General features: G+C 65.6%; 29 protein-coding genes and 2 tRNA genes. 20 read left to right on the top strand and 11 right to left on the bottom strand.

The window, feature by feature from the left end:
- Window positions 1-141: 141 nt before the first annotated feature.
- The 7 genes from tbsP to CHINAEXTREME_RS16175 all read left to right on the top strand — a co-directional run bounded on the left by tbsP (window position 142) and on the right by CHINAEXTREME_RS16175 (window position 5,527).
- Window positions 142-960 (top strand): transcriptional regulator TbsP, encoded by an 819-nt coding sequence (gene tbsP / locus CHINAEXTREME_RS16205; protein ID WP_007142865.1) that lies wholly within the window; start codon window positions 142-144, stop codon window positions 958-960.
- A gap of 346 nt (window positions 961-1,306) precedes the next feature.
- A complete protein-coding gene (locus tag CHINAEXTREME_RS16200; RefSeq protein WP_007142864.1) occupies window positions 1,307-1,591 on the top strand; it encodes a hypothetical protein in 285 nt (94 codons plus the stop codon).
- Window positions 1,592-1,752: 161 nt separating this feature from the next.
- Window positions 1,753-2,457, top strand: coding sequence for an RNase P subunit p30 family protein (locus CHINAEXTREME_RS16195; RefSeq protein ID WP_007142863.1), 705 nt, complete (start codon window positions 1,753-1,755; stop codon window positions 2,455-2,457).
- Complete coding sequence (locus tag CHINAEXTREME_RS16190; RefSeq protein ID WP_007142862.1) at window positions 2,441-3,118, top strand: class I SAM-dependent methyltransferase; 678 nt, start codon at window positions 2,441-2,443, stop codon at window positions 3,116-3,118. The genes CHINAEXTREME_RS16195 and CHINAEXTREME_RS16190 overlap by 17 nt, the downstream gene beginning before the upstream one ends.
- Window positions 3,115-3,609 (top strand): Rpp14/Pop5 family protein, encoded by a 495-nt coding sequence (locus CHINAEXTREME_RS16185; RefSeq protein ID WP_007142861.1) that lies wholly within the window; start codon window positions 3,115-3,117, stop codon window positions 3,607-3,609. Before CHINAEXTREME_RS16190 ends, CHINAEXTREME_RS16185 begins: the two co-directional genes overlap by 4 nt.
- A gap of 4 nt (window positions 3,610-3,613) precedes the next feature.
- Window positions 3,614-4,369 carry an archaeal proteasome endopeptidase complex subunit alpha gene (gene psmA / locus CHINAEXTREME_RS16180; RefSeq protein WP_007142860.1) on the top strand — a complete coding sequence of 252 codons (756 nt, stop codon included), beginning with the start codon at window positions 3,614-3,616 and terminating at the stop codon, window positions 4,367-4,369.
- A gap of 432 nt (window positions 4,370-4,801) precedes the next feature.
- On the top strand, window positions 4,802-5,527 hold the full coding sequence (locus CHINAEXTREME_RS16175) for a ribosome assembly factor SBDS (protein WP_007142859.1): 726 nt from the start codon (window positions 4,802-4,804) through the stop codon (window positions 5,525-5,527).
- Between the two features lie 61 nt (window positions 5,528-5,588).
- Here the strand turns inward: CHINAEXTREME_RS16175 and CHINAEXTREME_RS16170 are convergent, their stop codons facing one another.
- The gene (locus CHINAEXTREME_RS16170) at window positions 5,589-5,909 is read right to left on the bottom strand and encodes an FUN14 domain-containing protein (protein ID WP_029601710.1); all 321 of its coding nucleotides are present in this window, start codon (window positions 5,907-5,909) and stop codon (window positions 5,589-5,591) included.
- Window positions 5,910-6,261: 352 nt separating this feature from the next.
- Here CHINAEXTREME_RS16170 and hflX point away from each other — a divergent pair, with 352 nt between their 5' ends.
- The 3 genes from hflX (at window position 6,262) to CHINAEXTREME_RS16155 (ending at window position 9,237) form a co-directional block, all read left to right on the top strand.
- Entirely contained in the window at window positions 6,262-7,563 is a 1,302-nt protein-coding gene (gene hflX, locus CHINAEXTREME_RS16165) for a GTPase HflX (protein ID WP_007142857.1), read from the top strand.
- A 160-nt stretch (window positions 7,564-7,723) separates the two neighbouring features.
- Window positions 7,724-8,881 (top strand): thiolase family protein, encoded by a 1,158-nt coding sequence (locus tag CHINAEXTREME_RS16160; protein ID WP_007142856.1) that lies wholly within the window; start codon window positions 7,724-7,726, stop codon window positions 8,879-8,881.
- The gene (locus CHINAEXTREME_RS16155) at window positions 8,878-9,237 is read left to right on the top strand and encodes an OB-fold domain-containing protein (RefSeq protein ID WP_007142855.1); all 360 of its coding nucleotides are present in this window, start codon (window positions 8,878-8,880) and stop codon (window positions 9,235-9,237) included. The genes CHINAEXTREME_RS16160 and CHINAEXTREME_RS16155 overlap by 4 nt, the downstream gene beginning before the upstream one ends.
- Before the next feature lie 15 nt (window positions 9,238-9,252).
- Here the strand turns inward: CHINAEXTREME_RS16155 and CHINAEXTREME_RS16150 are convergent, their stop codons facing one another.
- On the bottom strand, window positions 9,253-10,161 hold the full coding sequence (locus CHINAEXTREME_RS16150; RefSeq protein WP_007142854.1) for a DUF7547 family protein: 909 nt from the start codon (window positions 10,159-10,161) through the stop codon (window positions 9,253-9,255).
- 119 nt (window positions 10,162-10,280) lie between these two features.
- Between CHINAEXTREME_RS16150 and CHINAEXTREME_RS16145 the strand changes: the two genes are divergently transcribed.
- From CHINAEXTREME_RS16145 to CHINAEXTREME_RS16135, 3 genes are all read left to right on the top strand, one after another.
- A complete protein-coding gene (locus CHINAEXTREME_RS16145; protein WP_029601708.1) occupies window positions 10,281-10,940 on the top strand; it encodes a DUF7504 family protein in 660 nt (219 codons plus the stop codon).
- Between the two features lie 55 nt (window positions 10,941-10,995).
- Window positions 10,996-11,748, top strand: coding sequence for a ribonuclease H-like domain-containing protein (locus CHINAEXTREME_RS16140; RefSeq protein WP_007142852.1), 753 nt, complete (start codon window positions 10,996-10,998; stop codon window positions 11,746-11,748).
- 85 nt (window positions 11,749-11,833) lie between these two features.
- Window positions 11,834-12,262: an acyl-CoA thioesterase gene (locus CHINAEXTREME_RS16135; protein WP_007142851.1), complete on the top strand. Its 429-nt coding sequence runs from the start codon at window positions 11,834-11,836 to the stop codon at window positions 12,260-12,262.
- A 76-nt stretch (window positions 12,263-12,338) separates the two neighbouring features.
- Here the strand turns inward: CHINAEXTREME_RS16135 and CHINAEXTREME_RS16130 are convergent, their stop codons facing one another.
- From CHINAEXTREME_RS16130 to CHINAEXTREME_RS16105, 6 genes are all read right to left on the bottom strand, one after another.
- Entirely contained in the window at window positions 12,339-12,632 is a 294-nt protein-coding gene (locus CHINAEXTREME_RS16130) for a HalOD1 output domain-containing protein (RefSeq protein WP_007142850.1), read from the bottom strand.
- A 957-nt stretch (window positions 12,633-13,589) separates the two neighbouring features.
- Window positions 13,590-13,663 (bottom strand) — tRNA-Thr (locus CHINAEXTREME_RS16125).
- A gap of 16 nt (window positions 13,664-13,679) precedes the next feature.
- The gene (locus CHINAEXTREME_RS16120) at window positions 13,680-14,258 is read right to left on the bottom strand and encodes a GNAT family N-acetyltransferase (protein ID WP_007142849.1); all 579 of its coding nucleotides are present in this window, start codon (window positions 14,256-14,258) and stop codon (window positions 13,680-13,682) included.
- A gap of 288 nt (window positions 14,259-14,546) precedes the next feature.
- Window positions 14,547-15,218, bottom strand: coding sequence for a CBS domain-containing protein (locus tag CHINAEXTREME_RS16115; RefSeq protein ID WP_007142848.1), 672 nt, complete (start codon window positions 15,216-15,218; stop codon window positions 14,547-14,549).
- Window positions 15,219-15,369: 151 nt separating this feature from the next.
- Window positions 15,370-16,131, bottom strand: a complete 762-nt coding sequence (locus CHINAEXTREME_RS16110) for a GTP cyclohydrolase III (RefSeq protein ID WP_007142847.1) — start codon at window positions 16,129-16,131, stop codon at window positions 15,370-15,372.
- 94 nt (window positions 16,132-16,225) lie between these two features.
- Complete coding sequence (locus CHINAEXTREME_RS16105; protein ID WP_007142846.1) at window positions 16,226-16,552, bottom strand: DUF5785 family protein; 327 nt, start codon at window positions 16,550-16,552, stop codon at window positions 16,226-16,228.
- Between the two features lie 123 nt (window positions 16,553-16,675).
- On the opposite strand from CHINAEXTREME_RS16105, the gene CHINAEXTREME_RS16100 reads away from it, so the two are divergent.
- On the top strand, window positions 16,676-17,224 hold the full coding sequence (locus CHINAEXTREME_RS16100; RefSeq protein ID WP_007142845.1) for a type IV pilin: 549 nt from the start codon (window positions 16,676-16,678) through the stop codon (window positions 17,222-17,224).
- A gap of 103 nt (window positions 17,225-17,327) precedes the next feature.
- On the opposite strand, the gene mct is transcribed toward CHINAEXTREME_RS16100, so the two are convergent.
- On the bottom strand, window positions 17,328-18,500 hold the full coding sequence (gene mct, locus CHINAEXTREME_RS16095) for a succinyl-CoA:mesaconate CoA-transferase (protein WP_007142844.1): 1,173 nt from the start codon (window positions 18,498-18,500) through the stop codon (window positions 17,328-17,330).
- Window positions 18,501-18,637: 137 nt separating this feature from the next.
- Between mct and glmS the strand changes: the two genes are divergently transcribed.
- The 6 genes from glmS to CHINAEXTREME_RS16065 all read left to right on the top strand — a co-directional run bounded on the left by glmS (window position 18,638) and on the right by CHINAEXTREME_RS16065 (window position 24,468).
- The gene (gene glmS / locus CHINAEXTREME_RS16090; RefSeq protein ID WP_010546818.1) at window positions 18,638-19,093 is read left to right on the top strand and encodes a methylaspartate mutase subunit S; all 456 of its coding nucleotides are present in this window, start codon (window positions 18,638-18,640) and stop codon (window positions 19,091-19,093) included.
- Complete coding sequence (locus CHINAEXTREME_RS16085) at window positions 19,094-20,542, top strand: methylaspartate mutase subunit E (protein WP_007142842.1); 1,449 nt, start codon at window positions 19,094-19,096, stop codon at window positions 20,540-20,542.
- Window positions 20,542-21,831 carry a methylaspartate ammonia-lyase gene (locus CHINAEXTREME_RS16080; RefSeq protein ID WP_007142841.1) on the top strand — a complete coding sequence of 430 codons (1,290 nt, stop codon included), beginning with the start codon at window positions 20,542-20,544 and terminating at the stop codon, window positions 21,829-21,831. The genes CHINAEXTREME_RS16085 and CHINAEXTREME_RS16080 overlap by 1 nt, the downstream gene beginning before the upstream one ends.
- Window positions 21,832-21,838: 7 nt before the next feature.
- Window positions 21,839-22,906 (top strand): 2-methylfumaryl-CoA hydratase, encoded by a 1,068-nt coding sequence (mch, locus tag CHINAEXTREME_RS16075; RefSeq protein ID WP_007142840.1) that lies wholly within the window; start codon window positions 21,839-21,841, stop codon window positions 22,904-22,906.
- 34 nt (window positions 22,907-22,940) lie between these two features.
- On the top strand, window positions 22,941-23,984 hold the full coding sequence (citE, locus tag CHINAEXTREME_RS16070; RefSeq protein WP_007142839.1) for an L-malyl-CoA/beta-methylmalyl-CoA lyase: 1,044 nt from the start codon (window positions 22,941-22,943) through the stop codon (window positions 23,982-23,984).
- A gap of 91 nt (window positions 23,985-24,075) precedes the next feature.
- Window positions 24,076-24,468, top strand: a complete 393-nt coding sequence (locus tag CHINAEXTREME_RS16065; RefSeq protein ID WP_010546817.1) for a nuclear transport factor 2 family protein — start codon at window positions 24,076-24,078, stop codon at window positions 24,466-24,468.
- A gap of 163 nt (window positions 24,469-24,631) precedes the next feature.
- On the opposite strand, the gene CHINAEXTREME_RS16060 is transcribed toward CHINAEXTREME_RS16065, so the two are convergent.
- Window positions 24,632-24,715, bottom strand: a tRNA-Ser gene (locus tag CHINAEXTREME_RS16060).
- Window positions 24,716-24,782: 67 nt separating this feature from the next.
- Window positions 24,783-25,565 carry a glycosyltransferase family protein gene (locus CHINAEXTREME_RS16055; protein WP_029601704.1) on the bottom strand — a complete coding sequence of 261 codons (783 nt, stop codon included), beginning with the start codon at window positions 25,563-25,565 and terminating at the stop codon, window positions 24,783-24,785.
- Window positions 25,566-25,584 lie beyond the last annotated feature (19 nt).

The raw sequence follows: 25,584 nt of genomic DNA, 5'->3' as shown, positions 1-25,584 counted from the left end.
CCATCGACCCGACGGGATCGGCCGAGTTCGATACCGGGCCGTCACGGAGAAAATTACCGGTTGACCGCCGAGAGCAGAAGTTCTGCCGGGTCAACGGCCGACAAAATTAAGTAACTTTCTCACGTTTACTTCTGTATAGGCATGACCTCGAATTTACTCAATCACCAGATTGACGATATCCTCGAGAGTGTGCTCGAGGACGCGAGTGGGGACATTTACATGGTCAACCCCTCGTGGGAAGGAATCGAGCAGTTCGTCTCCGTCGCGACCGGGTTCGACGACTCGCTTCCGACCGTCCACATGCTCGCCGACGAGCGGACGCTTAAGGACGTCATGGACGACTTCATCGTCGCCTCGAACGCCGCCGACCTCATCAGCCAGGACGCGCTGGCGCTCCGAACGCTCGAGGAAGCCCCCGAGAACTCGCTGCTGATCACGGAGGACCGTATCGTCGCGATCGTCCACGCCGGCGACCGCGTCGGCGGCCTCGTCACCGAAGACGAGAGTTTCGTCGAGGACACCTACGACACCTACGCGGCCCGCTGGGAGAGCGCCGAGACGTTCAACCTCCGCACGCCGCCGATCACGGACGTTCAGGAGACGCTCTCCGACGAAATCGGCCCCGATGCGGAGGAGGACTTCTCCGCCATTCTGGACTCCCTGGAGACCGCCCGCGGCGACGGCGACGGACTCGACGAGGTCACCATCTCGCTTTTGGTCGCAGCCAAGAACGAGGCGCTGCTGTACGACATCAGCAAATGGGGGGAAGACGTCGGGATCGCATCCAAGGCGACCTTCTCGCGGACGAAGACCAAACTCGAGGATATGGGCCTGATCGACACCGAGAAGGTTCCGATCGACGTCGGTCGCCCGCGTCTTCGTCTGAAGATCGGCGACGAGCGCCTGCAGGAGGCCGACAACGGTCAGCTCGCGACGGTCGCGCAGTCTATTCTCAACTAACAACCTTTTACTCTGCGTTTGTTTCGCGCCGACGGCAGCGTAGCTGCCGCACGGCGCGCCGGCACTCGGTAAAAGGTTGATCAAAAGCACTCCTCCTTCCGTTCGTTCGTCCTTTCAGTCCTCCCTCACGTCAGTCGTCGGCCCGCTCGCTCCCTACGGTCGCTCGCGGTCGTATCGGGTGATGGCCTGCCCTCCCCCGGGTCGTGCGCCCTCACTTTTGTTCGGACGCACTCCCGGCCACGTGATTCTGCACGTACTTCGGTAGCGAATTGAGAGTTACTTCCGGCGGGACGAGCGGTCGGCAGATACATATCCCCCGTGTCGGTAGTGTCGTCTCAGTGTAACGATGGAAGCCTGGAAGCTCTATGCCGTCGGCCTCGGACTGGGACTGGTCGGAACGCTCGTGACTGTCGTCAGCCTCGTACTATCAGGGTTTGTGGCCGGCAGCGTCATCGTACTGGGAGCGGCGTTCACCTTCGCGGTCAGTCTCACCAACGTCTCTAGAGCGGATTCGAATCGAGACCATTTGTTGATCTACCGCATCGGCAACTGGGTCGGTGCCGTCATCGTGATCGCTAGCGGTCTCCTGATGCTCATAGTCGGAATCCTGTCTTTCAGGACGTTCGTGTAACGGTCATCCCGTCATCGGCTGACGCAACTTCGGTACGCCCGTTTGGTTCGACTTTCAGTTCGGGCTCGGAACTGACGACTACTCCCTCGAAGCGGAATTCCGTATTCGGTCGGTCGCCGCATGACGCAAACCACAAGTCGCCGCCTCGAGATCCCTCGAGTATGTACGAGGCCGTCCACGCCCACCCCGACGGACAGAGTACGGTCGCCAGGCTCGCCAAGACGGCGGCCGACTACGGCTTCGAGGGCGTGGTCGTGCGCAACCACGCGGGCGCTCGAGCGGAGTACGACCCCGACGAGATCCGCGACGAGTACGGAGTAGACGTCGTCGAGGGGATCGAGATCCGAACGAACGACCCACAGGAGGCGAGCGGCGCGGTCGGGAACCACCGGCCCGACGAGACGATCGTCACGGTCGCCGGCGGCTCGACCGCGATGAATCGCTTCGCCGTCGAAAACGAGAAGGTCGACGTGCTCGCCCGTCCGATGACCGACGACGGCGACGTCAACCACGTCGTCGCGAAGGCGGCCCTCGAGAACGGCGTCCGCCTCGAGTTCGACCTCTCGCGAGTGCTCGCCGATCACGGCGGTCGGCGGGTTCGAGTGCTCCAGTCGCTGCGGAAACTCTACGAGATCGTCGATCACTACGACGCGCCCTACGTCGTAAGCGCGACGCCGACCACACACCTCGAGTTCCGGGCGCCCCGCGAACTGGCCGCCCTCGGAGAGCAGATCGGACTGCCGGCGGACTTTATCGAGGACGGCCTCTCGGAGTGGAGGAATCTCGCCGAGCGCAATCGGCACATCCAGTCCGAGTCGTTCATTGAGCCCGGGGTCGAACGTGGCAGGTATGAAGAAGAGCATTGAGGATCACGCCGCCCGGTTCGACGAGGTTGCCGGGGAGTACGACGAGGACCAGTCCGACGAGTACAGGGCCTGTGCGAACCTGGTGATCGAACACGCCGACCCCGACGCCTCGGATACCGTTCTCGATCTCGGTACGGGGACCGGTGCGATCGCGCTCGCGCTGGCTCCCGACGCCGACCGGGTGGTCGGCCGGGACATCAGCGAGGGGATGATGGAGGAAGCGAAGCGGAAGGCCGACGAGCGGGGCCTCGAGAACCTCGAGTTCGATTACGGCCGGTTCCGCGACCCCGAGTACGACGGCGAGGTCGACGCCGAATCGTCGGAGACGCCTCGAGCCGACACTCGGTCCCCTCGCGTGGACGTCGTCACCTCGAACTTCGCGATGCACCACCTCTCGGACGAGGAGAAACGCGAGGCCATCGAGACGATCGCCGACCTCGAGCCACGCCGGTTCGTGCTCGGTGACGTGATGTTCTTCGGCGAACCCGACCCGGATGAGCCGTTCTACTCGCCGGAGGTCGACGACCCCGCCACGGTCGGCACGCTGGCGGACGCCTTCACCGACGCCGGCTTCTCGCTGACGGCGGTCGAACGCGTCCACGATCAGGTCGGCGTGCTGGTCGCCGAACGCGGCCGGGTGACGGACGACGGCCAGGAATGAAACACCTCCCGAAGCATCTCCGCCCGCGGTGGCGCTACCTCGCCGTCGCCATCGAGTCGTGGCCCGACGCCGACATCGATCGCCGGGCGTTCCAGCGAGAACTGTGGTACGCGGGTCAGAACCTGCTCGGCGATCCCGGCAGCGCAGCGGCCGATCTCACCGTCGTCAGGTTCGCGTTCGGGGACGGAACCGGGCATGCGCTGGTCAAAGTCCGTCGAGGGGAGACCGAGCCCGCTCGAGCGGCGCTGGCCTGTATCGACGGGATCAACGGCTCTCCCGTCGGAATTCGAGTCTGCGGTATCAGTGGCACGATCCGTGCCGCTGAAGAAAACTATTTAGGACGCGGCCGGCAAGATTTGGAAGAGAGAAACGTCGTGTTCGGGAACGAGGAGCGAGTCGCCGTCGTACGCGATGGCGACGGATCTGCAGACGTGCGACTCGCAGACGAATCGTTCACGGGCGCGACAGACCTCGATTACGATTTAGCGTGATACTATGCAGGGACAAGCCCAACAGCAGGCGTACGACCGAGGCATCACGATCTTCTCGCCGGACGGCCGACTCTACCAGGTCGAGTACGCCCGCGAGGCGGTCAAACGCGGTACGGCAAGTATTGGCGTCCGAACACAGGACGGCGTCGTCCTCGCGGTCGACAAACGAGTTCCCTCCCCGCTGCTCGAGGACTCGAGCGTCGAGAAGCTCCACAAAGCCGACGACCACGTCGGAATCGCGAGCGCCGGTCACGTCGCCGACGCCCGCCAACTGATCGACTTCGCGCGCCGCCAGGCGCAGGTCAACCAGCTGCGCTACGGCGAACCGATCGGCGTCGAGACGCTGACCAAGGAAGTTACCGACCACATCCAGCAGTACACCCAGGTCGGCGGTGCACGCCCGTTCGGCGTCGCCTTGATCGTCGGCGGGATCGACAACGGCGAACCCCGCCTGTTCGAGACCGACCCGTCCGGCACCCCCTACGAGTGGAAGGCCCTGGCCGTCGGCGCCGACCGCGGCGACCTCCAGGACTACCTCGAGGAGAACTACGACGAGGAAGCCGACCTGGACGGCGGCATCTCGCTCGCGCTCGACGCCCTCGCGTCGGTCAAAGAGGGCGGTTTGCTCCCGAACGAGGTCGGACTCGCGACGATCGACGTCGAGTCCGAGCGCTTCGAGCAGTTCGAGCAGGACCGGATCGAGACCCACCTCGAGGAGAACGACCTGCTCCAGGAACCGGACGAGACCGAAGACGAGTAACGTAATCGAGTCGTATCGAGACTCGGCCCGGGCCGGCCCGGGTCCGATCTCGACCTTGGCTCCGATCGCTCGCCGGTTTCCCGGTCGGGCGATCGGCGACCCGGCCGCCCGCATCCGGCGGATGGGACGCATCCGTTTTCCGTTCCGACCAGTTCTCGAGTCTCTTCGCTCTCCACAGTGCCCTCCCTATCGGCTAAGTCGAGGCCCGAACGGTTCGGTAGACGGATGTCGCGTTCCCGAAGGGACCTGACCGCGAATCTGAAGCGGTTTACACACCGATCGCGAAGCCGCCATGTGATCGGGGGTGCATCGACTTTCAGTAGCTACTATAGTTCGCTCCGCCTCCGCGATCCCCCTCGAGGCCGACCGCACGCCGCCCCGACCGCCGCCGTCAGGAAAAGCTCTTTTACCCGTCCGGGGGAACTCATCGGTATGATATCACTCGACGAGGCGGTGACTGCGCGACTCGAGTCACACGGGGCGCGCTTCGAGGTACTGGTCGATCCGGACGCGGCCCTCGAGATCAAGCGCGGCGAGTTCGAGGGCGACCTCGAGGACGTCATCGCCGCCGAGGACGTCTTCGAGGACGCCTCCCGAGGTGACCGGCCGGCCGAGAGCGACCTCGAGAAGGTCTTCGACACGACCGATCCCCTCGAGATCATTCCGGAAGTGATCAAGGAGGGGGAGATCCAGATCACGGCCGAGCAGCGCCGCGAGATGCAAGAACAGAAGCGCAGGCAGTTGATCGATACCATCACGCGCAACGCGGTCAACCCGCAGATGGACAACGCTCCACACCCGCCGGAGCGCATCGAGAACGCCCTCGAGGAGGCCGGCTTCACGGTCGATCCGATGGAACCGGTCGAGAACCAGGTCGACGATGCGCTCGACGCGCTTCGACCCGTGATCCCGATCCGGTTCGAGGAGGTGACGGTCGCGGTCCAGGTGCCCGCCGACTACGCGGGCAGCGCCCAGGCGAAGATCCGGCAGTTCGGCGACCTGGAACGCGAGGAGTGGCAGCCCGACGGCTCGTGGATCGGCGTCGTCACCTTCCCCGCAGGGATGCAAAACGATTTCTACGACGTGGTCAACGAACACTCGAGCGGCGAAGCCGAGACGGAGATCGTCAAGGACAAGGACGACCTGAAGACCCGGTAACCGGGGGTAACCGAGTCTCGGTCGAGCCGGGATCGACCCGAGTTCTTCGAAAACGGGGTCGCTATCCGCGGTGGTACCCGATCAGGAAGCCGCTCGCGAATCCGGCCCCGATCGCGACCACCGACAGTGCCGACTCGAGCCAGTGGACCCCGACTCCGGCCGCCTGCATACTATCGCCGCTCCCGATCGCGCCGGCCGTAAGCCGCTCGTAGTCGACGACGACGATGCCCTGGGACTCGAGGTACCGAAAGAGCATCAACTCGACACCGAGGACGATCGCGAGCAGTTTTGCGACGCGTTTCGTTCCATACCCCACCAGCGCGCCGAGGACGGCACCGCCGCCGAACTCGAGCAACAGCGTCGTCGGATCGACCGAAAGCATCAGATCCAGCATTCGAGCCGTCGATAATTACTGTTGCGTTGTCCTGTTTGCCGAAGAGAGAAACCGACGGCGGGGATAGTCGTGAGGTCCCGCTCGACGTGGCGCTGCCGAGCAGCAAGAATTTCCGGGCGCGGCATTCAAGACGGTCGGATACGTACGGAACGGTATGGCTGAGGCTCGTCTAACGGAGGTGTTCGACCGCCATCGTTAGTCGATTTCGAGCGGCATCGTCGACCGATCACGGCCACGACCGGAGCCGTCAGTCCGCCGCAGACGGAACCGAAAACGGCCACGACGATCAGTCACGTCCGCGGGCGAGCCAGCAGGCAGCCCACCAACAACTCGTACTCGCATGAGAGCGATCATCGCAAAACGCGTCGACTCCGGCACGCCCGACACGAGCGAGATCCGCGACCTCGCCGAGGCGGCGGGATACACCGTCGTCGGCGAAGTCACCCAGTCCCGACGGGCCGATCCCGCCCTCCAGATCGGGGAAGGGAAAGCCGAAGAACTCGCGACGAAAGCCGCGGAGACCGACGCTACGACCGTCATCTTCGACAACCGGCTCGGCCCATACCAGACGTACAACCTCGGACAACTGCTCCCCGAGGGCGTCGAGGTGATCGACCGGTTCACGCTGATCCTCGAGATCTTCGGCCAGCGTGCCCAGACCCGCAAGGCGCAACTCCAGGTCGAACTCGCCGAACTCCGGTACGAACTCCCCCGGGCCGAGGCCAAGACGAGCCTCGCGAAACGGGACGAACACCCCGGGTTCATGGGGCTCGGCGAGTACGACGAGAGCCGCGAACGGGACATCAAAGACCAGATCAGCCGGATCAAGGACGAACTCGAGCGGATCGAACAGACCGAGGAGCACCGGCGCGAACGCCGCCGGGATTCGGGCTTCGATCTGGTCGCACTCGCCGGCTACACGAACGCCGGCAAGTCGACGTTGCTACGCCGAATGGCGGCGGACCTCGACGTCGACGAGAACGAGGACCTCCACCGGGACCTCGAGTCGACGGCCGAGTCACAGGACAAACTGTTCACGACGCTGGGGACGACGACCCGACGGGCCGACATCGAACCTCGCGACGTGCTGGTGACCGACACCGTCGGGTTCATCAGCGACCTGCCCCACTGGCTCGTCGAATCCTTCAAGTCGACGCTTGACTCCGTCTACCGGGCGGATCTGGTCTTGCTCGTGGTCGACGTCAGCGAGCCGATCGAGGAGATCCACGAGAAGATCGTCACCAGTCACGACACCCTCTACGAGCGCAACGAGGCCCCGATCGTCACGGTCCTGAACAAGATCGATCAGGTGAGCGACGAGGAACTCGCGGAGAAACGCGAGGCGCTGTCCTCGCTGGCCCCGAACCCGGTCGCGGTCAGCGCCCGCGAGGGGACCAACGTCGATGCCCTGCTCGATCGGATCGACGACGAACTCCCGGACTGGGAGGAAGAACGGCTCGTGCTCCCGATGACCGAGGACACGATGAGCCTCGTCTCGTGGATCCACGACAACGCGAACGTCGAGGACGTTACCTACGGCGACGACGACGTGTTGGTCTCCTTCGAGGCTCGCCCCGCGGTAATTTCACAGGCGCGCTCGCGCGCGAGCGAGTTACAGGCGACGGCGCCGGAGTCGGCCTGACGGCGGACCACAGCGCACTCGTTTTCCGCCTTCCGTTCGTCCTGGCCGCTCGAGCAGGGAGAGACGGCAGTGAGTCCTGCGGAGGCCTCGAGCCGTACGGACCGACAGGACGCCGCGATCGACCCCACAATATAAATCGGAGACTCGAGTCCAGTAGGATATGGAACGTGTTGCAATCATCGGCGCCTCGATGACCCAGTTCGGGCAACGCGAGGACGAGTGGATCCTCGATCTCCTCGCGGAGGCCGGACTCGAGTGTCTCGAGGACGCGGGCGTCGACGCGGCGGACGTCGAACACCTGTACGTTTCGAACATGGCGAGCGGCGAGTTCGAGGGCCAGACCGGCGTCCCGAACGCGCTCGCACACGACATCGACGCGGTACCGGCCTACACCCAGCGAGTCGACCAGACCAGTTCCAGCGGCGGCGCAGGGATCTACGCCGCCTGGCAGTCGGTCGCCAGCGGGGCAAGCGACATGACCCTGCTCGTCGGTGGGGAGAAGATGACCCACCGGACGACCGGCGAGGCGACCGACGTGATCGCGTCGCTGACCCACCCCGCAGAGTACAAACACGGCGTCACCCTCCCCTCGTTCGCGGGGCTGACCGCGCGCCACTACCTCGAGAAGTTCGACGCGCCCCGCGAGAGCCTGGCGAAGGTGGCCGTCAAGAACCATCGCAACGGCGTCGACAACCCGAACGCCCAGTTCCGGAAGGAGATCGACGAGGAGACGGCCCTGGAGTCGCCGATCGTCGCCGACCCGCTGCGGCTGTACGACTTCTGTCCGATCACGGACGGCTCGGCCGCGCTGATGCTCTGCCCGGAGTCGGTCGCCGAGGAGTACACCGACGAGTACGTCGTCATCTCCGGGATCGACGGCGCGACGGATACACACGTCGTCCACGAGCGCGAGGACCCGACCGTGATGGGCGGCGTCGTCGAGAGCGGGAAGGGCGCCTACGAGATGAGTGGCTACGAACCCGAGGACGTCGACGTCGCGGAACTCCACGACATGTTCACGATCCTCGAGTTCCTCCAGATGGAGGGACTGGGCTTCGCCGAGCAGGGCGAGGCCTGGAAACTCGTCGAGGACGGGTACACCGAACGCGACGGCGAACTGCCGATAAACACCTCGGGCGGGCTCAAGTCCAAGGGCCACCCGCTCGGCGCCAGCGGCGTCGCACAGGGCGTCGAGATCTACGAACAGCTCATGGGCGAGGCCGGTCCGCGACAGGTCGATGCGGACGTCGGCCTCTGCTGTAACGTGGGCGGGTTCGGCAACTGCGTCATCACCACTATCATGGAGGCAGCACAATGACGATGGAAGCGATCCGCTACGAGGACGGTTCGATCGGTTACCCCGGCCACCCGCGCGGCCCGGGCGGCGCGGAGCCGGCGGAGACGATCGATCTGAGCGAGTATACGGCCGAGGTCGTCACCTGGACGACCTCGACGGCGACGCCGCCGGGGGTTCGCGAACCCAACACGATGGCGATCGTCGAGTTCGACGTGGAGGGCGAGTCGGTCCGCGCGCTCGGCCAGGTCACGACCGACGACGTCGAGACCGGCGACGAGGTCCGGCCGGTCCATGTCGACGAACTCCGGGAGCCCGGCGCAGGCATCCGGGAGCCCGACAGCCAGGACTGGGACGGCTACCGGTTCGAGCCAGTCTAACGGGTTCGGTTCGTTTCACTCCTCGTTTTCGTTATCGTCGTCTCCCGTACCCTCCGACCGGTCCTCAGGATGCTCCTCTGACTGCTCCTCCGACCGTTTCCCCGATCGCGAACCGACGTCTGAATCGGGGTCGACATCGTCCCCCTCGGTTTCACCGACGTCGGTCGCCGACTCGTCCTCCGGAGCGGCGTGTTTGTCGGGGTCCGCTCCGGTCTCGACCTTCTCGTCCGGGCCGTACTGGTCTTTGAGCGTCTCGAGTTCGGCATCCACGTCGATCGTCGGGTCCGGTTCCGGGCTCGAGTCGGCCTCGATTCCCGTATCGGACTCCTCGTCGGTCTCCTCGGGTTGCCCCTCCTGGATGTCAATGCTGATCGCCTCGCTTCGCTCGCTCGATCGTCTCTCCCATCCGTCCGGCCTCCTGCTCGCGTCACCGTCGGTCGCCGACTCGCAGTCCGTCGTCGCCTGCCGGAGTCGCTCGTCGACCTCGTCACGGAGCTCTCGAGCCTCCGAGAGGAGGTCGCTCGCCTCCTCGTCGGCGGGGAGCGCCCCTTCGGAGGCCGCTCGCTGGAGTTGTCCGAGGACGGTATCGAGTTGGGTCAACGTGGTTTCACGGAGTGAGGCTGCGCGGTCGCCCGCGACAGTCGACGCCTCGTCGGCCCGATCCCGGACCTCGCGTTCGGTTCTGACGAGTTCAAGCCCTCGCTGAAAGCTCTCGAGGGCGCGCACGCTCGCCTTGAGGACGGCCAGCGCGGCCGGCAGCGCTACCTCGTCGGTGAAATCGAGCAGCTCGCGCGGCGTCGGCGGACGCAGCGGCGGCCGTAGCGACCGGCGGCGGGACGAGGTCGACTCGAGTTCCCGGCGAAGCTCGTCGACGGTCCGGGTGAGTTCGCGGATCGCTTCGGCGAGCTCGTCGTTGTCGGCCATACCGATCCTACGGGAGCCGGTGTAAAAAGCCGGGTGGTCAGATGAGAGCCCACAACGCGGGTTTCTAGGGACGCGATGGCCGCAATATTTATTCCTGAATGTTGTATTTGTTATGTCGAATGGTGACGGAATACGGGAGCGGGGGGACCGATCTGGGGACGTTCGCGCGGACGCTCGAGCGGCTCAAGCGGGAGGGGTGTAACGTCTTGCTGGTCGGCGCGAACGCCACGGACTGTCACGGCGTCGTCTGTCGCCGACTCTGTGGGGCCGCAGGGCCGGAACCGCGACGCCGGCTGTTCGTCACCGACGGCGAGGGACCGGTCGCCGAGGACGCCGCGATGGAACGGGGGAAAGCATCCGGAAACGGGGCGGCGGTCCGTGACGCCGAGCACGTCGGCGAGACGATCCGGATCGACGAGCACGACTCGCTCGGGACGATCGGGATCGATATCGTCGAAGCCATCGACGACCTCGAGGACGAGGTCGGCGGGTTCGCGCCGTCCGAACTGCGGCTCTGTATGGATTCGGTCGCCGACCTCCTCCGAGAGCACGACGCCGAGCGCGTCTTCAGACTGCTTCACGTGACGGCCTCTCGCGTCGATCACATCGACGGGATGGGCCACTACCACCTTCCGCTCGAGCGCGACCACGACGCCGTCAACCTCCTCGAACCGCTGTTCGACGCGGTCGTCGAACTCCGGGTCCGGTCCGATGGCGACCGCCGCGAACAGCGGTGGCATCTCCGCGACGGGGAGACCACCGACTGGATTTCGCTGTAGTCGCGGCCCGTGGCCGATCCAAGCGCTTTTGTTGCTTCCGTGCCCCCGATCCCCTGTGCGAATCGAGAACAGCTTCATTCCCGTTCGGGGGGTCGGCGAGAAGACCGAGCGACGCCTGTGGGAAGCGGGGGTCACGCACTGGGACGAGTTCGACGGCAGCGTCGTCGGGGAGACGCTGGCAGACCGGATCGACGCGTTCATCGAAGAGGGGCAGCGACACCTCGATCGTGGCGACGTTTCGCCGTTCGCGGAGAAACTCCCGGCTGCGAGCCGCTGGCGGCTCTACGAGAACGTCAGGGAGGAGACCTGCTTCCTCGACATCGAGACGACGGGACTCGACGCGAGCTGTAACGACGTGACGACGGTCAGCCTCCACCGCGGGGGCGAGACGAAGACCTTCGTCAAGGGCCGGGATCTCACTGCGGATCGGCTCGGCCGGGAACTCGAGTCGTCGTCGCTCCTGGTCACGTTCAACGGCCAGCGGTTCGACGTCCCCTTCCTCGAGACCTGTTACGACCTCGACGTGTCGGTCCCGCACGTCGACCTCATGTACCCCTGCAAGAAGCTGGGGCTGGACGGAGGGTTGAAACAGATCGAACGGGACGTCGGCATCGACCGCGAGCTGGACGATCTGAGCGGCCGGGACGCCGTCCGACTCTGGCACGAGTACGAACGCGGCGACGAATCGGCGCTGGAGACGCTGGTCGAGTACAACCGGGCCGACACGCGGAACATGGAGCCGCTGATGGACGTCGTCGCCGACAGGCTCCACGAACGGGTGTTCGAGGCCGCACGCCCTTCCGAGTGAGGATCGTGGCGCTGTGCCGGCCTGCTCCGCGTGTGAACGGACGGCCCGTCGCTCGCGGAACGGTACGCATACGACGGTCGGCCGCGTGTCGACGGACGTGAGCGACGTCAGTGACGACTCCGATTACGATTACGAGGTCGAACTGGAGGTACGGCTCCGGGACATCGATTTCATGGGGCACGTCAACAACGCAACGTACGCCACGTATCTCGAGCAGGCCCGTGAAGCGTTTTTCCGGGACGCACTCGGCGTTTCGCTCGTCGACACCGGGACGGTTCTGGTCAACCTCGAGATCGACTACGTTCGCCCGATCGCGGCCGACTCGGACGTTACCGTGGCGGTCGACGTGCCGGAACTCGGCGACTCGAGTCTTCCCCTCGAGTACGAGATCCGGGCGGACGGCCGGCGTGCGGCGACCGCGAGTACCGTACAGGTCGTCCGCGATCCGGACACCGGCGATTCGGTTCCGTTACCCGACGAGTGGCGCTCCCGGATCGAAACCCACTGGGAGTAGATTCGGGACGGCTCCGAGCGATCGATGGAAGCGGAGACCGAGAGCGAACGACCGAAAGCAGACAGACCGAGCGCGTCTACGGGAGTGAGTGCTCGGATTCGGAAACGTCGACTTCCCCCTCGCTCGTGACGACGACGTGGTATCCGCAGAACTGGAACTCGACCTGTCCCGTTCCTCGAGGGGTCCCATCCTCCCGAGGAGCGAACAGCGAGTCCAGCGCTTCGGGGTTGACCACGTCGTACAGCGCGTCGTATTCGGGGGGTTCGATTTCGGTGGGATCGACGCCCTCTCGTTCGGCGATCGCAGCGATTACCTCGAAGCTGAGCGGCTGGACGTCGTCACCTTCCGTACGGTCGACTGAGAGTAGCATTGACCGGACGCTTTCCTCGGTCGCACATAAATCCTATGGGCCTAACCCAATATTGATGCTGTTGTTTGGGTATTGTACACCATACATGGCCATTAAGGAATTATTTGGTCAGTGTCAGCGATAGAATTTTGCTACATTCATACTATCCTGGAGAAAAGTCGACGAAAGCTATCCTTCAGGCAGGCCTTGTAAGCCCGCAAGGGGCAGCGGAAACCGAAGCGGACAGGTGCAACCGCTCGACGATGTCAGGAACGGAACGACGATGGCGTCCGGGTGAAAGACACGGGGATCCGGGGGGGCTCTTCATACGGACGTTCGATACCAATCCCCAACGGACCGCCGAGCGTGAAACGATCGTCCCCGGCGAATAGCGACCGCCGATGCGGGACGGGGCGATAGAACGGAACGTTTATGATCTTCCTGACTGAACAGTCAGTTGGCGAGGAACCAGGTGGACCTCCTGACATACTGCTCGATCGCACTCTCGGACCCGTTCCTCGCCAGCGCCGATTTCCTCCGATCACCTCATTGCTGACGCGACCCCCACCCTCCGTTCGGGGATCGACGGCTTCGAATACTCTTCAGGAGCACCCGTCCCTCTCCCTCTTCTTTCGATAACTCCGAGAAAGTGCATCCAGCATTCGGCTACGGAGCAGTAGCCGCCACGATTCCCACCGCCGATCCGCCGATCCCGATCGACCCCAGAATCGGACCGCTGCGGAGATCCAGGGAACAGAAAGTTGATAATGTACCTGACTGAACGGTCAGTTGGGGGCGGCGGCGAGACGCCCCGATCGACCGCCGTTACCCCACCGGACCATCTCCACCCTTCCGAACTCTGTGGGACGTGACTCTTTTGACCCCGGTCTCGCACCACCGGGGTTTGGGGAGTAAAACTGCGCGCGCGCGTTACTGGAGTCTCGAGACCAATCGGTAAAAGACCAGGTTCGGGAAGGAAGCCAGGGGTGGGATTTGAACCCACGAAATCTCGATTACAAGTCGAGTGCATGAACCGCCCATGCTCCCCTGGCGCGAGACATGCTGCAGTTACCCGTCCTCCTTTGAGTGTGTGTCGTTTTCCGACCGGTCGTCGAGCGAACGCTGCATTCCGACCCGGAACGGGTCGTATCCCTGTTCCCGGTAGAACCGGCGAGCAGCGTCGTTCTCGGCCATCACCTCGAGTGTCATCACCTCGATGCCCTGCTCGGCGAGTCTGCGTTCGGCGGCCTCGAGCAGCGCCGTCCCGATCCCCCGGTCACGGTAGGGTGGTTCGACGTAGAGGTTCGTGAGCGTTCCCCGGTCGGTGTCGAGTTCGAGGGTCCCGTGTTCGATCGAGAAAGAGGCGAACCCCGCGATGTCGCCGTTTATTCGCGCGACGAGGAGCCCACCCGCGGTACAGTGGGCCGCGAGCGTCTCCCGCATCACGTCGCGGTTCGGCTCGGCACGAACCGCGGATTCGTGGCGGCGCTGGTCGCGAGCCAGCCGCACCCACAGTTCGGTGATGGCGTCGATGTCGGCGGTCGTCGCGGGTTCGATTTCGATGCTCGAGTCCATGTTATCCTCCCCGTTCTCGTCCTCGTTCTGGTCCCCGTCCTTGTCCTCGTCCTCCGCCGAGTCCGATGTCATCGTCTCATCGGTTTGCGTCCGTCGCCTCGAGCGACGGCGACGCGTTTCCCTCCTCGATCGGACGGACACGAACGGTAGTCTCCTCGGCGTCCGGGGCATCGACGGTGTCGATCATTGTCGCTCACATCCACTGCCGCACCCGAAAGGTCTTTTTATCGTATCGGTCGGCCAGTCTGACTATCATCGATACTGGTCTCTTCCGGACGAAGATCGATGGGACGGAACGAGGGAGAATCGCGGTGTCGGAAGGAGTGCGGGGTCGTGTGCGGCCGACGGCGAACCCGTCGGTCAGACCGTCCGGCAGTCCGAACAGACGAGCTGGCCGTTCGACTCCCACAACGAATCAGCGAGCGAACCACAGGCCTCGCAGACGCCCTGCGTGGAGTACTCGTCACCGCCGTTGGGCAGGACCGATGACTCGCCCTCCTCGGTCCCGAGCGGGGGCTCTCGGGCCAGGTCGTCCGATATCGGTTCCCCTTCGGCCCCTGTCTCGGAGCCGGTCACGGCGGTCCCCGGGTTCGTTCCGGCACCGGTGCCGGGGTCGGTCGATCGCGGTGGCGTCACCGTCCCCTGGAACGATCCCGCCGCAGCGATGACGTCTCGCTGGGTGACGAGGCCGAGAACCTCGCCGTCGGTTTCGTCCTCGACGACGACGTTGCGGATGTTCTCCCGGGCCATCAGGTTGGCCGCGTCGGAGAGCGACCGATCCGACGAGACGGAGATTACCGGCGTCGTCATTACTTCGCCGACCGTCGTTTCGGCGGGGTCGTGCTCCTCGGCGACCAGTCCGAGGACGTCCCATTCGGTCATGATTCCGACCGGGTCCGTCCCCCGAACGACGAGCACCGCGCCCGCCCGTTCCTCGCGCATGAGTTTGACGGCACCCTGGACGGAGTCCGATTCACTGACCCCGACGTATTCGGTCGTCAGGACCTCCTTGACCGACAGTTCCGATTCCATACTCGAACAATGATCGCAGACGGGCTAAAAACTACCTCCGCCACGCTTAAGCGCGTCGCTGACGAAGTTTCTCCGTTCGGGTGATTTCCCCCGAAACGGGGACGTCGGAACCGACTGCGTCAGTATAAAAGGGCATCCCGGCGGAGCGGGTCTACCACTCGAGTTCGACCCGGGTCCCGTCGGCACGACAGGTCTCGAGGGCGTGTTTCGCCGCGAAGCCGGCGTCGTGGGCTGTCTCGCCGCGGCCGACGCCGACCTGGAGGCTGACGTCGACGGCGTTCTCGACGTGGTGGATCGCCTCCTCGTAGTCGGCCTCCTCGAGGTCTGGACAGACGACGATCACGTTGTCGCCACCGACGAAAAACGAGAGGCTGTCGTGGGCGTACCGCATGTGCCGCATGAGTTCGGCGTACCCCTGTTCGATCTCGATGAACGTGTCGAAGGCGTTGAGTTCGTCCGTGTAGTTGCCGGTCGCGTTGATCACGTCGAAGTGGGCGATCTGGACGTCGTCGGCGGTTCGGTGGGCCTCCTCGATGGCCCGGCCCTCGAGACACTCGCGTCGGTCTTCGTCCTGGGCGCTCCCGGCCTCCTGCAGCCGCTCGGTCGCGTCCGACAGCGCGTGAACCGGGTCGGTGCCGGTGGCGACGCCGAGGCTGAGCGTGACGGGGTAGCGGTTTCCGACTGACTCCTGTAACAGTTCGTGGTCGGTCATCGAGAGGCCGTTGGTGACGGCGATCATGTTGTCGAAGCGGGTGAAAAAGACGTAGCCGCCTCGAGCGCCGACGAACTGCGAGATGTCGGCGAAAAGTCGCGACTGCAGCGTCTGGAGATCGGCTTCCCGACGGGGCTCCGGCGTCACCGTCCACGGACCGTAGTTGTCGATCTGGACGAGCGTAACCTGCGTATTTGTCACGGTGAGCGATTCTTTCGAACGCCGTCGTATAAGTGATACGTAATCCAGATTCGTGATGCGCCAGGAGGAGCGGTCGTGTCGGCGATCGCGGGCGTTACGCGTGGACCTTCTCGGGATCCTCGCCCTGCGGGTGGTACGTCCAGAAGTCCCCCTCGCGCATGGCCGCCCCGACGGCCTTGTGCATGTCGACGATCTCCTCGAACTCGTCGTCGTCGATGTACTCGAAGATCTCACTCATCGCGACGACCGTCTCGTGGTTGATGCGGATCGGGTAGTCGCCGTACTCGTCGACGAACTCCGCGACGTCGAGCGGGAAGTCCTCCTCCTCGTCGACCTTGTCCGCGATGATACGCATGTCGTACTTGCGCATCCCCTCGCTGCCCTCCTCGCCGTCGGGATCGACTGGCCACTCGTTGCTCATACTCGAACGTGTGCAGGGGTGTTGCAAAAGGGTTACTCTTGGTGGCCATCGGCGACCGGTTCGAGCCTGCGGGAACCACACCGGATCTTTTTCGTACGGTCGTTCCCATCCCGAGAAAGGGCAATGAACCACCGGGGGACGAGTTCGGTCGTCGGCGTCGTGTTGCTGGTCGCGATCACCGTGATCCTGGCCGGCTCCGTCGGCGTATTCGTGTTTTCGCTCGGGGGGACGCCGTCCGAACCGGGACCCGTCGCCGGAGCGACGGCGGATGCGACCTTTACGCTCTCGGGCGCGGCGAGCTGTGACGGGGAAGTGGTCAGGTTACGCCACGTGGCCGGCGATCCCGTCAACGTCACCGATATGGAGGTCACGGTGCGGATCCGGGGCGGCGAGATGGAAGCGACGCTGACGAATCTTCCCTCGGAGGACTCGAGTCTCGACGACGACCACGTCGACGGCGACACCGACGTGATCGATCAGAGCGGCTGTGCCGGCGGCGTTATCGTCGACTCGAGCGACGACCCGCCACGGTGGAACTCCGGGTCCGTCGTCGAGTTCAGGGTGAACCACGGCCCGAGCACTACGGACCTCGAGTCGGGAGACGAGATCGAGATACTCGTGACGGACACCGACGCCGGAACGGTCGTCGCGTCCGAGACGTTGACCGCCTGACAGTGTCGGTACCTCGAGCGGAGAATCCGAGACGCAGACTTCCCCGGAGAAGGGATTCAGCGACGTGAAAAGGCGATCATCAGTCGATTCGAACGACCCCGTATCAGTCGTCGGCCGGCGTCTCCGCTTCCTCGCCCAGCACTTCCTCGCGGTGCTCGTCCAGGAGGGGCGCACGTCCCCGTGGCTCCGGCGGCGTCTCCGTCATCTTGATCGGCGAACCCGCGATCTCGACCTCCGCGTCCGTCCCCGGCTGCTCCACCGGCACCAGCATGTCCCGCGCGTGGACGTGCGGGTCCGCGAAGATGTCTTCCGTGTTCTGGACCGGCGCGACCGGGACACGGCCCTCGAGCGCGTCGACGAGGTCGTCGGTCGTCCGCTCGAGGGTCCAGTCGGCGATCTGCTCGCGCAGGTAGTCGCGGTGCTCGAGTCGGGAGGCGCGGTCCGGGTACTCCTCGGCGAGGTCTTCACGACCCATGGCGGCACAGACTTCCCGCCAGTGGTTGGTGCCGAAGGCGGCGATCACGGCGTAGCCGTCGGCGGTCTCGAAGGCGTCGTAGGGGAACAGGGTCGGGTGGGAGTTCCCGCGGCGCGTGGGCGCCTCGCCGGTGTAGGACTGCTGGTAGATCGCGCGTTCGGTGAGGCTGACCATTGCGTCGTACATCCCGGTGTCGACGTACTGGCCCTCGCCGGTCTGTTCGCGGTGGTTGACGGCCGCGAGGATGCCGATACAGTTCAGCGTCGCGGTGAAGAGGTCGCCGACTCCGGGACCGACCTTCGTCGGCGGGCCATCGGCCGACCCCGTGATCTCCATGACGCCGCCCAGCGCCTGCGCGATGAGGTCGAAGGAGGGCTGGCCCTGTCGGTGCGTCTCGCCGGTCCGTGGGTCGCCAAAGCCGCGGATCGAGGAGTAGATGAGCTGTGGGTTGTGCTCGCGGAGCGTCTCGTACTCGAGGTCGTACTTCGCCATCGTTCCCGAGCGGTAGTTTTCGACGACGACGTCGGCCTCCTCGACGAGCGAGAGGAAGTCCGCGCGGTCCTCGTCGTCGCCGAAGTCGAGTTCGATGCTTCGCTTCCCCCGGTTCACGCTCTGGAAGTAGCCGCCGTAGGCCTCCGTCTCGGCGTCGTCGACGAACGGCGGGTTCGACCGAATCAGGTCGCCGCCGGGGCGCTCGATCTTGACTACGTCCGCGCCCATGTCCGCGAGCAACATCGTACAGTACGGTCCGGCGAGCACCTGCGTCAGGTCCAGCACGCGCAGGTTCGAAAGCGCACCCATGCGAAGGGGTGATGCGAACTGGCGTCAAAAACCTTTACTATCGATAATGATGTTGTGACGGTATCACACGCCCACCCCTCAAACATCATTAAGGAATATTATCATGGAAGATCATTAAGTTTATAGCCCCGTTTCTCATGATTGGGAACACGATGTCCCAAACGGTTGTCCTCGGCGTGATCGGCTCGGACGCTCACGTCGTCGGCATCACGATCCTAGAGCAGGCGTTCAGTGCGGCCGGCTTCGACGTCGTCAACCTCGGCGTCCAGACCTCCCAGGAGCAGTTCGCGGAGGCAGCGGCAGATCACGACGCCGGGGCCGTACTGGTCTCTTCGCTCTACGGACACGCCGAGCAAGACTGCCAGGGCTTCCACCAGGTGCTCGAGGAAGCGGGCGTCGACGCCGTCACCTACATCGGCGGCAACCTCGCGGTCGGGCAGGACGACTTCGAGCAGACCCGACGCACATTCCGCGAGCTCGGGTTCGACCGGGTCTTCGACTCGGAGACCGATCCCGAGGAGGCGATCGCTGCCCTCCGGCAGGATCTCGAGATCACCCCCACCGAATCGGAGCGTGTTTCTATCAGTTCCTAAATGATACGTGACGAACGCATTCCCTCCGACGAGCTACGGCGTATCGACGACGAAATCCGATCGAACTGGGAAACCGGGAGCGAGGTCGACTTCGAGGAAGCGATCTCCTACCACGAATCGCTCCCCGATCACAAGCGGTTCGCCGACGTCCTCGAGTCGGCCGACAAACCGCTCTTGCAGCCGCGGGCCGGCGTTCCCAGGCTCGACGACCAGATCGAGCTGCTGGAGTACCTCCACCGGGAGGGGCAGGCCGATCTCCTCCCGACGACCATCGACTCGTACACGCGCGACAACGAGTACGGGAAGGCCCAGGAGGGCCTCGAGAAGGCACGCGAGACGGGCGAGGACACGCTCAACGGCTTCCCTGCGGTCAACCACGGCGTCGACGGCTGCCGGCAGTTGATCGAGGCGATCGACGCCCCGATCGAGGTGCGTCACGGCACGCCCGACGCCCGCCTGCTCGCGGCGATCACCTTCGCGGGCGGCTTCCAGAGCTTCGAGGGCGGGCCGATCTCGTACAACATTCCCTACACCAAGCGCCACGGTCTCGAGGAGACGATCGAGCGCTGGCAGTTCGTCGATCGGCTGGCCGGGGCCTACACCGAGCGGGGCGTGCGGATCAACCGCGAGCCGTTCGGCCCGCTCACTGGGACGCTGGTGCCGCCCTCGATCGCCATCGCGATCATGCTAGTCGAGGGCAAGCTCGCGGCTACCCAGGGCGTGCGCTCGATCACGCTGGGGTACGGCCAGGTCGGCAACGTCGTGCAGGACGTGGCCGCCCTGAACGCCCTCCAGAAGCTCGGGGACGAGTACCTGCCGGACGAGGTCGTCGTCACGACGGTCTTCCACGAGTGGATGGGCGGCTTCCCGCCCGACGAGGCCCGCGCGAACGGCGTGATCGGGCTGGGCGGGATGACCGCCGCGATCGCCCGGCCGGACAAGGTCATCACCAAGTCTCCCCAGGAGTTCCAGGGCGTGCCGACCAAGGAGGCCAACGCCTCCGGACTGCGGACAACGAGACAGGTCATCGACATGGCTATCGAGCAGAACATCGATATCGACGGCATTCAGGAGGAACAGGAGTTGATCGAACGCGAGACCCGCTGTCTCATGGAAACGATCCACGAGCACGGCGACGGCGACGTCGTCCAGGGGACGATCAACGCCTTCGACTCCGGGGCGCTCGACGTCCCCTTCGCCCCGAGCGACAGCGCGAAGGGTGCGGTCCTCCCCGCCCGGGACGACGACGGCCGGGTTCGCATCTTCGAGTGGGCCGACCTCGAGATGGACGACGACATCAAGGAGATCCACAAGGCCCGGCTCTCGCGGCGCGCCGACACCGAGGGGCGCGACCAGTCGTTCCGGATGGTCGCCGACGACGTCGACGCGATCAGCGACGGGAAGCTCATCGGCCGACCGCGGTCCACCCAGTCCCAGGAGGGAGCCTGATGACGGGGACGGAGATCACCGGGGTCCACGCGACGCCCGGCTACGCAGGATTCTTCTTCGACGACCAGCGCGCGATCAAGCAGGGGGCCCGCCAGGATGGGTTCACCTACGAGGGAGCGCCCGTCACGGACGGCTTCGAGGAGATCCGACAGGCCGGCGAGAGCCTCGTCGTCGACGTCGAACTCGCGGACGGCCGCGTCGTCCGCGGCGACTGCGCGGCGGTCCAGTACTCCGGTGCCGGCGGCCGGGATCCGCTCTTCCAGCCCGCGGAGTACGCCCCCGTCGTCGAAGGTCCTGTCGCGGACGAACTCGAGGGCCGGGACGCGACGGAGTTCCTCGCGAACGCCGACGCGCTCGAGGAGATGACGGTCGAGGGCGACCGCCTCCACACGGCGATCCGGTACGGCGTCTCGCAGGCACTGCTCGGGGCGGCCGCCGAGGCCGCGGGAACGACGAAAACCGACGTTCTCGCGAACGCGCTCGGCACCGAGCCCGCGACGGAGCCGGTGCCGGTCTTCGGCCAGTCGGGCGACGACCGCTACGCGAACGCCGAGAAGATGTTCGTCAAGGGCGTCCCCGTCCTCCCTCACGGGCTTATCAACAGCGTCGAGAAGATCGGCGAAAACGGCGGGACGCTGCTCGAGTACGTCGAGTGGCTGGTCGAACGCTCGGAGGAACTCGGCCCCGAGGGGTACGAGCCCCGATTCCACATCGACGTCTACGGGATGATCGGCGAGATCTTCGGCGCGCCGTACGACCGCGAGGAGGTGATCGACTACTTCCGGGCGCTCGAGGAGGCCGCCGCCCCCTATCCGCTCCAGATCGAGGGGCCGATGGACGTCGGCGATCGGGCGGACCAGATCGCGGCGATGGTCGAGTTGCGCGAGGGGCTGGCCGACGCGGGCGTCGACGTCGACCTCGTGGCCGACGAGTGGTGCAACACCTTCGACGACGTGTGTGCGTTCGTCGACGCCGGCGCGGCCGACGTCGTCCAGGTCAAGACGCCGGACCTCGGCGGGATCCACCGCAGCGGCCAGGCCGTCCGGTACTGCGAGGGGACCGACACCCGCGCCTACCTCGGGGGCACCTGCAACGAGACGGCGACCTCGGCCCGGGCCTGTGCCCACGTCGCGCTCGCGACCGACGCGGCGCAGGTGCTGGCGAAACCCGGCATGGGGTTCGACGAGGGGTTCATGATCGTCGAAAACGAGATGCGCCGGACGCTCGCACGGCGGGCGCGGGCGGGACGAACCGACACGACGACCGACGAACTCACCGCAGACGACTGAGACCGACATGACCGACTGGACAGACCCAGATACGTTCGCACAGGCGCTCGAGCGCGCGGAAACCCGGGAGAAAGGCAACTGCTTCGAGGACTTCGCGGAGGGCGACGTCCTCGAGCACGACCCCGGACTCACCCTTTCCCGCTGGGGCAACGAGGAGTGGATGAGCCAGACGCTGAACCACGACCCGGCCTACTGGCGGGGGGACGCGGCCCGGGAACGCGGGTTCGACGAACCGCCGATCCACCCCGACTACCTCACGGCCGCGACCCTCGGGATCACCGTCGAGGATTTGAGCGAGAAAGGCGGCTACTTCCTCGGCCGGACCGACGTCAGGTTCCCCGGCACGCCGGTCTCGCCCGGCACCGAACTCCGCGTCGAAAGCGAGGTCGTCAGCACGTCGGCCTCGAGTTCCCGGCCCGAGTACGGGATCGTCACCTGGCGCACCCGCGGGACGGACGCCGAGACGGGCGAGACCCTGTGTGCCTACGAGCGGACGAACATGATCCCGCGCCGGGAACCCGTCGCGACCGACGGGAGCGGGGCTACCGCTACCGAGGAAGACGGCGACGGTCCAGACCTTCCAGAGGAGTTGCTCGTCCCCGAAGGTGGCTACTTCGAGGACTTCGTCGCCGCGCTCGAGGACGCCGCGGATCGGGATGCCGCCGTCGCCTATCGCCACGAGCGGGGCCGCACGCAGGACGACGTCACCGTCGCCTCGCTCCCGCTCGCGACGCTCAACACGGCCAAACAGCACCACAACGCCGACGTCATGGCCGAGGCGCCGTCGGGCGACATCGTCACCTACGGCGACGTCACCCGCTCGACCGCGCTGGGTCACGCCCGTTCGGACGAACGGACCTGGCGCGAGGTCGGCTTCGACGACGAACAGTTCCACACCTTCGTGACGCCGGGCGATACCGTCTACGCGTTCACGCGCGTCCTCGAGGCCGAGGACGACGCCTCGCGGTCGGACCGGGCCGGCACCGTCCGGTTCGAGCACATCGCCTTCAACCAGGACGACGACCCCGTCTACTCGGGGACCAGAACCGCGGAGATTCGCAAGCGACCGAACTGATACTCAACACAGACACACAACGCTCACCGATACCATGACCGACGACATCCGACTCTGCCGTACGTTCCAGACCGCACCGGCCGCCGTTCCGAAAGACGACTCGGCGAAGTACCTCGTCTCCGGCCTCGAGGCCGAGGGGTTCCAGGCCCCCGACTGGCTCGTGCCCGACCTCGAGGACGGCACCGCGCCCGATATGAAAGCCGAGGGGCTCGAGAACACGATCGAGAAGGTGCCCGAGTACGAGTTCCCGGGGGAGATCTGGCCCCGCGTCGAGTGGAGCTACGAGGACGAGTCGTTCCGCGAGAAAGGCCGGGAGCAGATCGACCGGCTCGTCGCCGAACTGGGCGACGACATAGAGGGCGTCGTCGTCCCCAAGGTCGGCCGCCTCGGGGACGTCGAACGCGCCGCGGAGGCCGTCGCCGAGGCCGAGCGCGAACACGGCTACGCGGACGGCTCGATCGGCCTCTCGATCATCGTCGAGACCGGCCGGGCCCGGTCGGATCTGCGCGAGATCGCGATGTTCGGCGCGGATTCGCGACTCACTGCACTGGTCTTCGGCCCCGTCGACTACGCCGCGGAACTCGGCGGCCGCGACCTCGGCGACGGGATGCCCCGCTGGGACGGCCTGCTCGAGGCGCTGTCGAACGAGGCCAGCGCGGCGGGCCTGCTCGCGATCGGCGGTCCGTTCGACGACCTGTTCACGGAACGTGCCGGGCTGACCTACTACAACGCCGAGGAGTACGCCGACCAGATCGAGTACGAGGCCCGGATCGGCCTCGACGGCTCCTGGTCGCTGTATCCGAAACAGACGATCCAGGCGAACACGGTTCACATGCCCACGCCCGAGGAACTCGAGCGCGACGTGAGCAAGATCGAGCGGTTCAACGCCGCCAAGCGGGAGGGAACCGGCGCTGTGACCCTGGACGGTCAGATGGTCGACGAGGCCACGTTCAAGAACTTCAAAAACACCGTCGAGCAGGTGCGGGCGATCGACGCGACCCGACCCGAGCAGACGGCCGACTACTACGACGAGGACCTGCTCGAACGGGCGCTCGAACTCGAGTTGTCCTACCGGTAACAGAACCTGTAGCAGATCGCCACCGAAGCGACTACCGGCTGAATCGGCCGTCGACCATGACCGTTTTGTGATCGGTCACGTACACGTCGGTATGGCAGATACCGACACGGGACGCGATCCGGAAGCGCTCGTCAGGGAGTACTACGACCTCGTGGACGCCGACGAATACGACGACCTCGTCGCACTCTTCACCGACGACGTTCGGTACGAACGTCCCGGACAGGGTGCGATCGAGGGCCGCGAGGCGCTGCGGCGGTTCTACGAGGCGGAACGGCCGCTCGAGGAGGGGAGCCACGAGGTACACGACCTGGTCGTCGACCGCGAGGAGGGCGTCGGCGGCCTGACGGTCGCGGTCCGTGGCACCTTTTCCGGCCGGCAGGGCGACGAGACGGTCGAGTTCGGGTTCGCGGACTTCCACGAGTTGACCCCAGCAGGGGACGCCATCGCCCGTCGCTACACGTTCACGGATCGCGACGAGGTGTGAGCCCCGCTACCGGACTCGTCATGCGGATTGGCGGTGGGTGAGGGAGAAGGGATGGGATTCGAACGACGTGACAACGGTCCGGGGGCTGAGGCTGGGGCTGGGACTTCCCTAGTTCAACTCCCATCGATGTCGCTGTTGCTCACGAATTTGTTCGCGAGAGCAACGGTGGGGATGGGATTCGAACCCATGAGGCTTGACAGCCACCTGCTCTCAAGGCAGGCGCGTTAGGCCGCTCTGCCACCCCACCTCACGTCCGCTTACCCGGTCCGCTCAAAAAGGGTTATCGGTCTCGAGTTCGGTCTCGGTCGTCCGAGTCACCCGTCGCCTTCGTCCGCGAGTTCGATCTCGTCTCCGTCCCCGACGGTCACCCCGAGTTCCTCGAGCGTCGCCTTCGTCGCGGTCGCCGTTAGCCGCCCGGCGACCGCGCGAGCCTCGAGGGTGGCCGTCGTCGCCGCGAGTCCCGAGGGGGTCGCCACTGTCGGGACCATCGGCGCGAAGCCGAGATCGAGCCCCGCCTCCCCCGTTCGGTTCGCGAGCGTCGCGTGCGACGGCGGCGCGTACGCATCCGTGAAGTCGATCGGTTCCGCGACCCCGAAGGCAGCCAGGTACGTGTGCCCGCCGGAGGACGGGCCGAGCACGACGTCGTGGCGGCGCAGGGCCATCGCCGCGCCGTCGATCTCCGAGCGTCCCACTGCGGGGGCGGTCGGCTCCAGTATCCCTGCGCTGCCGGCCTCCTCGCGCTCGAGGAGGTGCGTGACCGTGTTCCCGGCCCGCGCCGAGCGGGTCGAGCCGACCTGACGTTCGAACCGGACGTCCTCGAGGTCGCCCGTGGCGTCCTCGAGGGCGTCGGCGACGAGGTCACGGATCTCGGATTCGGGATTCGGACGGTCATCACCGACGTACTCGACGGGGAGCGTCTCGGCATCGCGGTAGTTGATCAGCACCTCGCCGCCGCTGTCGGCGGCCGCCCGAACCGTGTCCGAGACGGCCGCCTCGTAGAGGGCGACGGCGTTGGCCGCCGAGAGCGGCGTTCGTTCGACGAGTTCCGGCAGGACCAGCCCTCCCCGCGGCGGATCGACCGGCAGGACGACGATCATGTCCGTTCCTCCGTCGGCC

It is taken from the genome of Halobiforma lacisalsi AJ5, assembly GCF_000226975.2.
Taxonomy (GTDB): domain Archaea; phylum Halobacteriota; class Halobacteria; order Halobacteriales; family Natrialbaceae; genus Natronobacterium; species Natronobacterium lacisalsi.
The sequence above is the reverse complement of the archived record's forward strand: the minus strand, read 5'-3'. Positions and strand labels throughout refer to the sequence as shown.

Bases quoted from the DNA above. Each gene is read 5' to 3' on its own strand.
- tbsP (WP_007142865.1), top strand. From the start codon at position 142: ATGACCTCGAATTTACTCAATCACCAGATTGACGATATCCTCGAGAGT.
- CHINAEXTREME_RS16200 (WP_007142864.1), top strand. From the start codon at position 1,307: ATGGAAGCCTGGAAGCTCTATGCCGTCGGCCTCGGACTGGGACTGGTC.
- CHINAEXTREME_RS16195 (WP_007142863.1), top strand. From the start codon at position 1,753: ATGTACGAGGCCGTCCACGCCCACCCCGACGGACAGAGTACGGTCGCC.
- CHINAEXTREME_RS16190 (WP_007142862.1), top strand. From the start codon at position 2,441: ATGAAGAAGAGCATTGAGGATCACGCCGCCCGGTTCGACGAGGTTGCC.
- CHINAEXTREME_RS16185 (WP_007142861.1), top strand. From the start codon at position 3,115: ATGAAACACCTCCCGAAGCATCTCCGCCCGCGGTGGCGCTACCTCGCC.
- psmA (WP_007142860.1), top strand. From the start codon at position 3,614: ATGCAGGGACAAGCCCAACAGCAGGCGTACGACCGAGGCATCACGATC.
- CHINAEXTREME_RS16175 (WP_007142859.1), top strand. From the start codon at position 4,802: ATGATATCACTCGACGAGGCGGTGACTGCGCGACTCGAGTCACACGGG.
- CHINAEXTREME_RS16170 (WP_029601710.1), bottom strand. From the start codon at position 5,909: ATGCTTTCGGTCGATCCGACGACGCTGTTGCTCGAGTTCGGCGGCGGT.
- hflX (WP_007142857.1), top strand. From the start codon at position 6,262: ATGAGAGCGATCATCGCAAAACGCGTCGACTCCGGCACGCCCGACACG.
- CHINAEXTREME_RS16160 (WP_007142856.1), top strand. From the start codon at position 7,724: ATGGAACGTGTTGCAATCATCGGCGCCTCGATGACCCAGTTCGGGCAA.
- CHINAEXTREME_RS16155 (WP_007142855.1), top strand. From the start codon at position 8,878: ATGACGATGGAAGCGATCCGCTACGAGGACGGTTCGATCGGTTACCCC.
- CHINAEXTREME_RS16150 (WP_007142854.1), bottom strand. From the start codon at position 10,161: ATGGCCGACAACGACGAGCTCGCCGAAGCGATCCGCGAACTCACCCGG.
- CHINAEXTREME_RS16145 (WP_029601708.1), top strand. From the start codon at position 10,281: ATGGTGACGGAATACGGGAGCGGGGGGACCGATCTGGGGACGTTCGCG.
- CHINAEXTREME_RS16130 (WP_007142850.1), bottom strand. From the start codon at position 12,632: ATGCTACTCTCAGTCGACCGTACGGAAGGTGACGACGTCCAGCCGCTC.
- CHINAEXTREME_RS16120 (WP_007142849.1), bottom strand. From the start codon at position 14,258: ATGACATCGGACTCGGCGGAGGACGAGGACAAGGACGGGGACCAGAAC.
- CHINAEXTREME_RS16115 (WP_007142848.1), bottom strand. From the start codon at position 15,218: ATGGAATCGGAACTGTCGGTCAAGGAGGTCCTGACGACCGAATACGTC.
- CHINAEXTREME_RS16105 (WP_007142846.1), bottom strand. From the start codon at position 16,552: ATGAGCAACGAGTGGCCAGTCGATCCCGACGGCGAGGAGGGCAGCGAG.
- CHINAEXTREME_RS16100 (WP_007142845.1), top strand. From the start codon at position 16,676: ATGAACCACCGGGGGACGAGTTCGGTCGTCGGCGTCGTGTTGCTGGTC.
- mct (WP_007142844.1), bottom strand. From the start codon at position 18,500: ATGGGTGCGCTTTCGAACCTGCGCGTGCTGGACCTGACGCAGGTGCTC.
- glmS (WP_010546818.1), top strand. From the start codon at position 18,638: ATGATTGGGAACACGATGTCCCAAACGGTTGTCCTCGGCGTGATCGGC.
- CHINAEXTREME_RS16085 (WP_007142842.1), top strand. From the start codon at position 19,094: ATGATACGTGACGAACGCATTCCCTCCGACGAGCTACGGCGTATCGAC.
- CHINAEXTREME_RS16080 (WP_007142841.1), top strand. From the start codon at position 20,542: ATGACGGGGACGGAGATCACCGGGGTCCACGCGACGCCCGGCTACGCA.
- mch (WP_007142840.1), top strand. From the start codon at position 21,839: ATGACCGACTGGACAGACCCAGATACGTTCGCACAGGCGCTCGAGCGC.
- citE (WP_007142839.1), top strand. From the start codon at position 22,941: ATGACCGACGACATCCGACTCTGCCGTACGTTCCAGACCGCACCGGCC.
- CHINAEXTREME_RS16065 (WP_010546817.1), top strand. From the start codon at position 24,076: ATGGCAGATACCGACACGGGACGCGATCCGGAAGCGCTCGTCAGGGAG.
- CHINAEXTREME_RS16055 (WP_029601704.1), bottom strand. From the start codon at position 25,565: ATGATCGTCGTCCTGCCGGTCGATCCGCCGCGGGGAGGGCTGGTCCTG.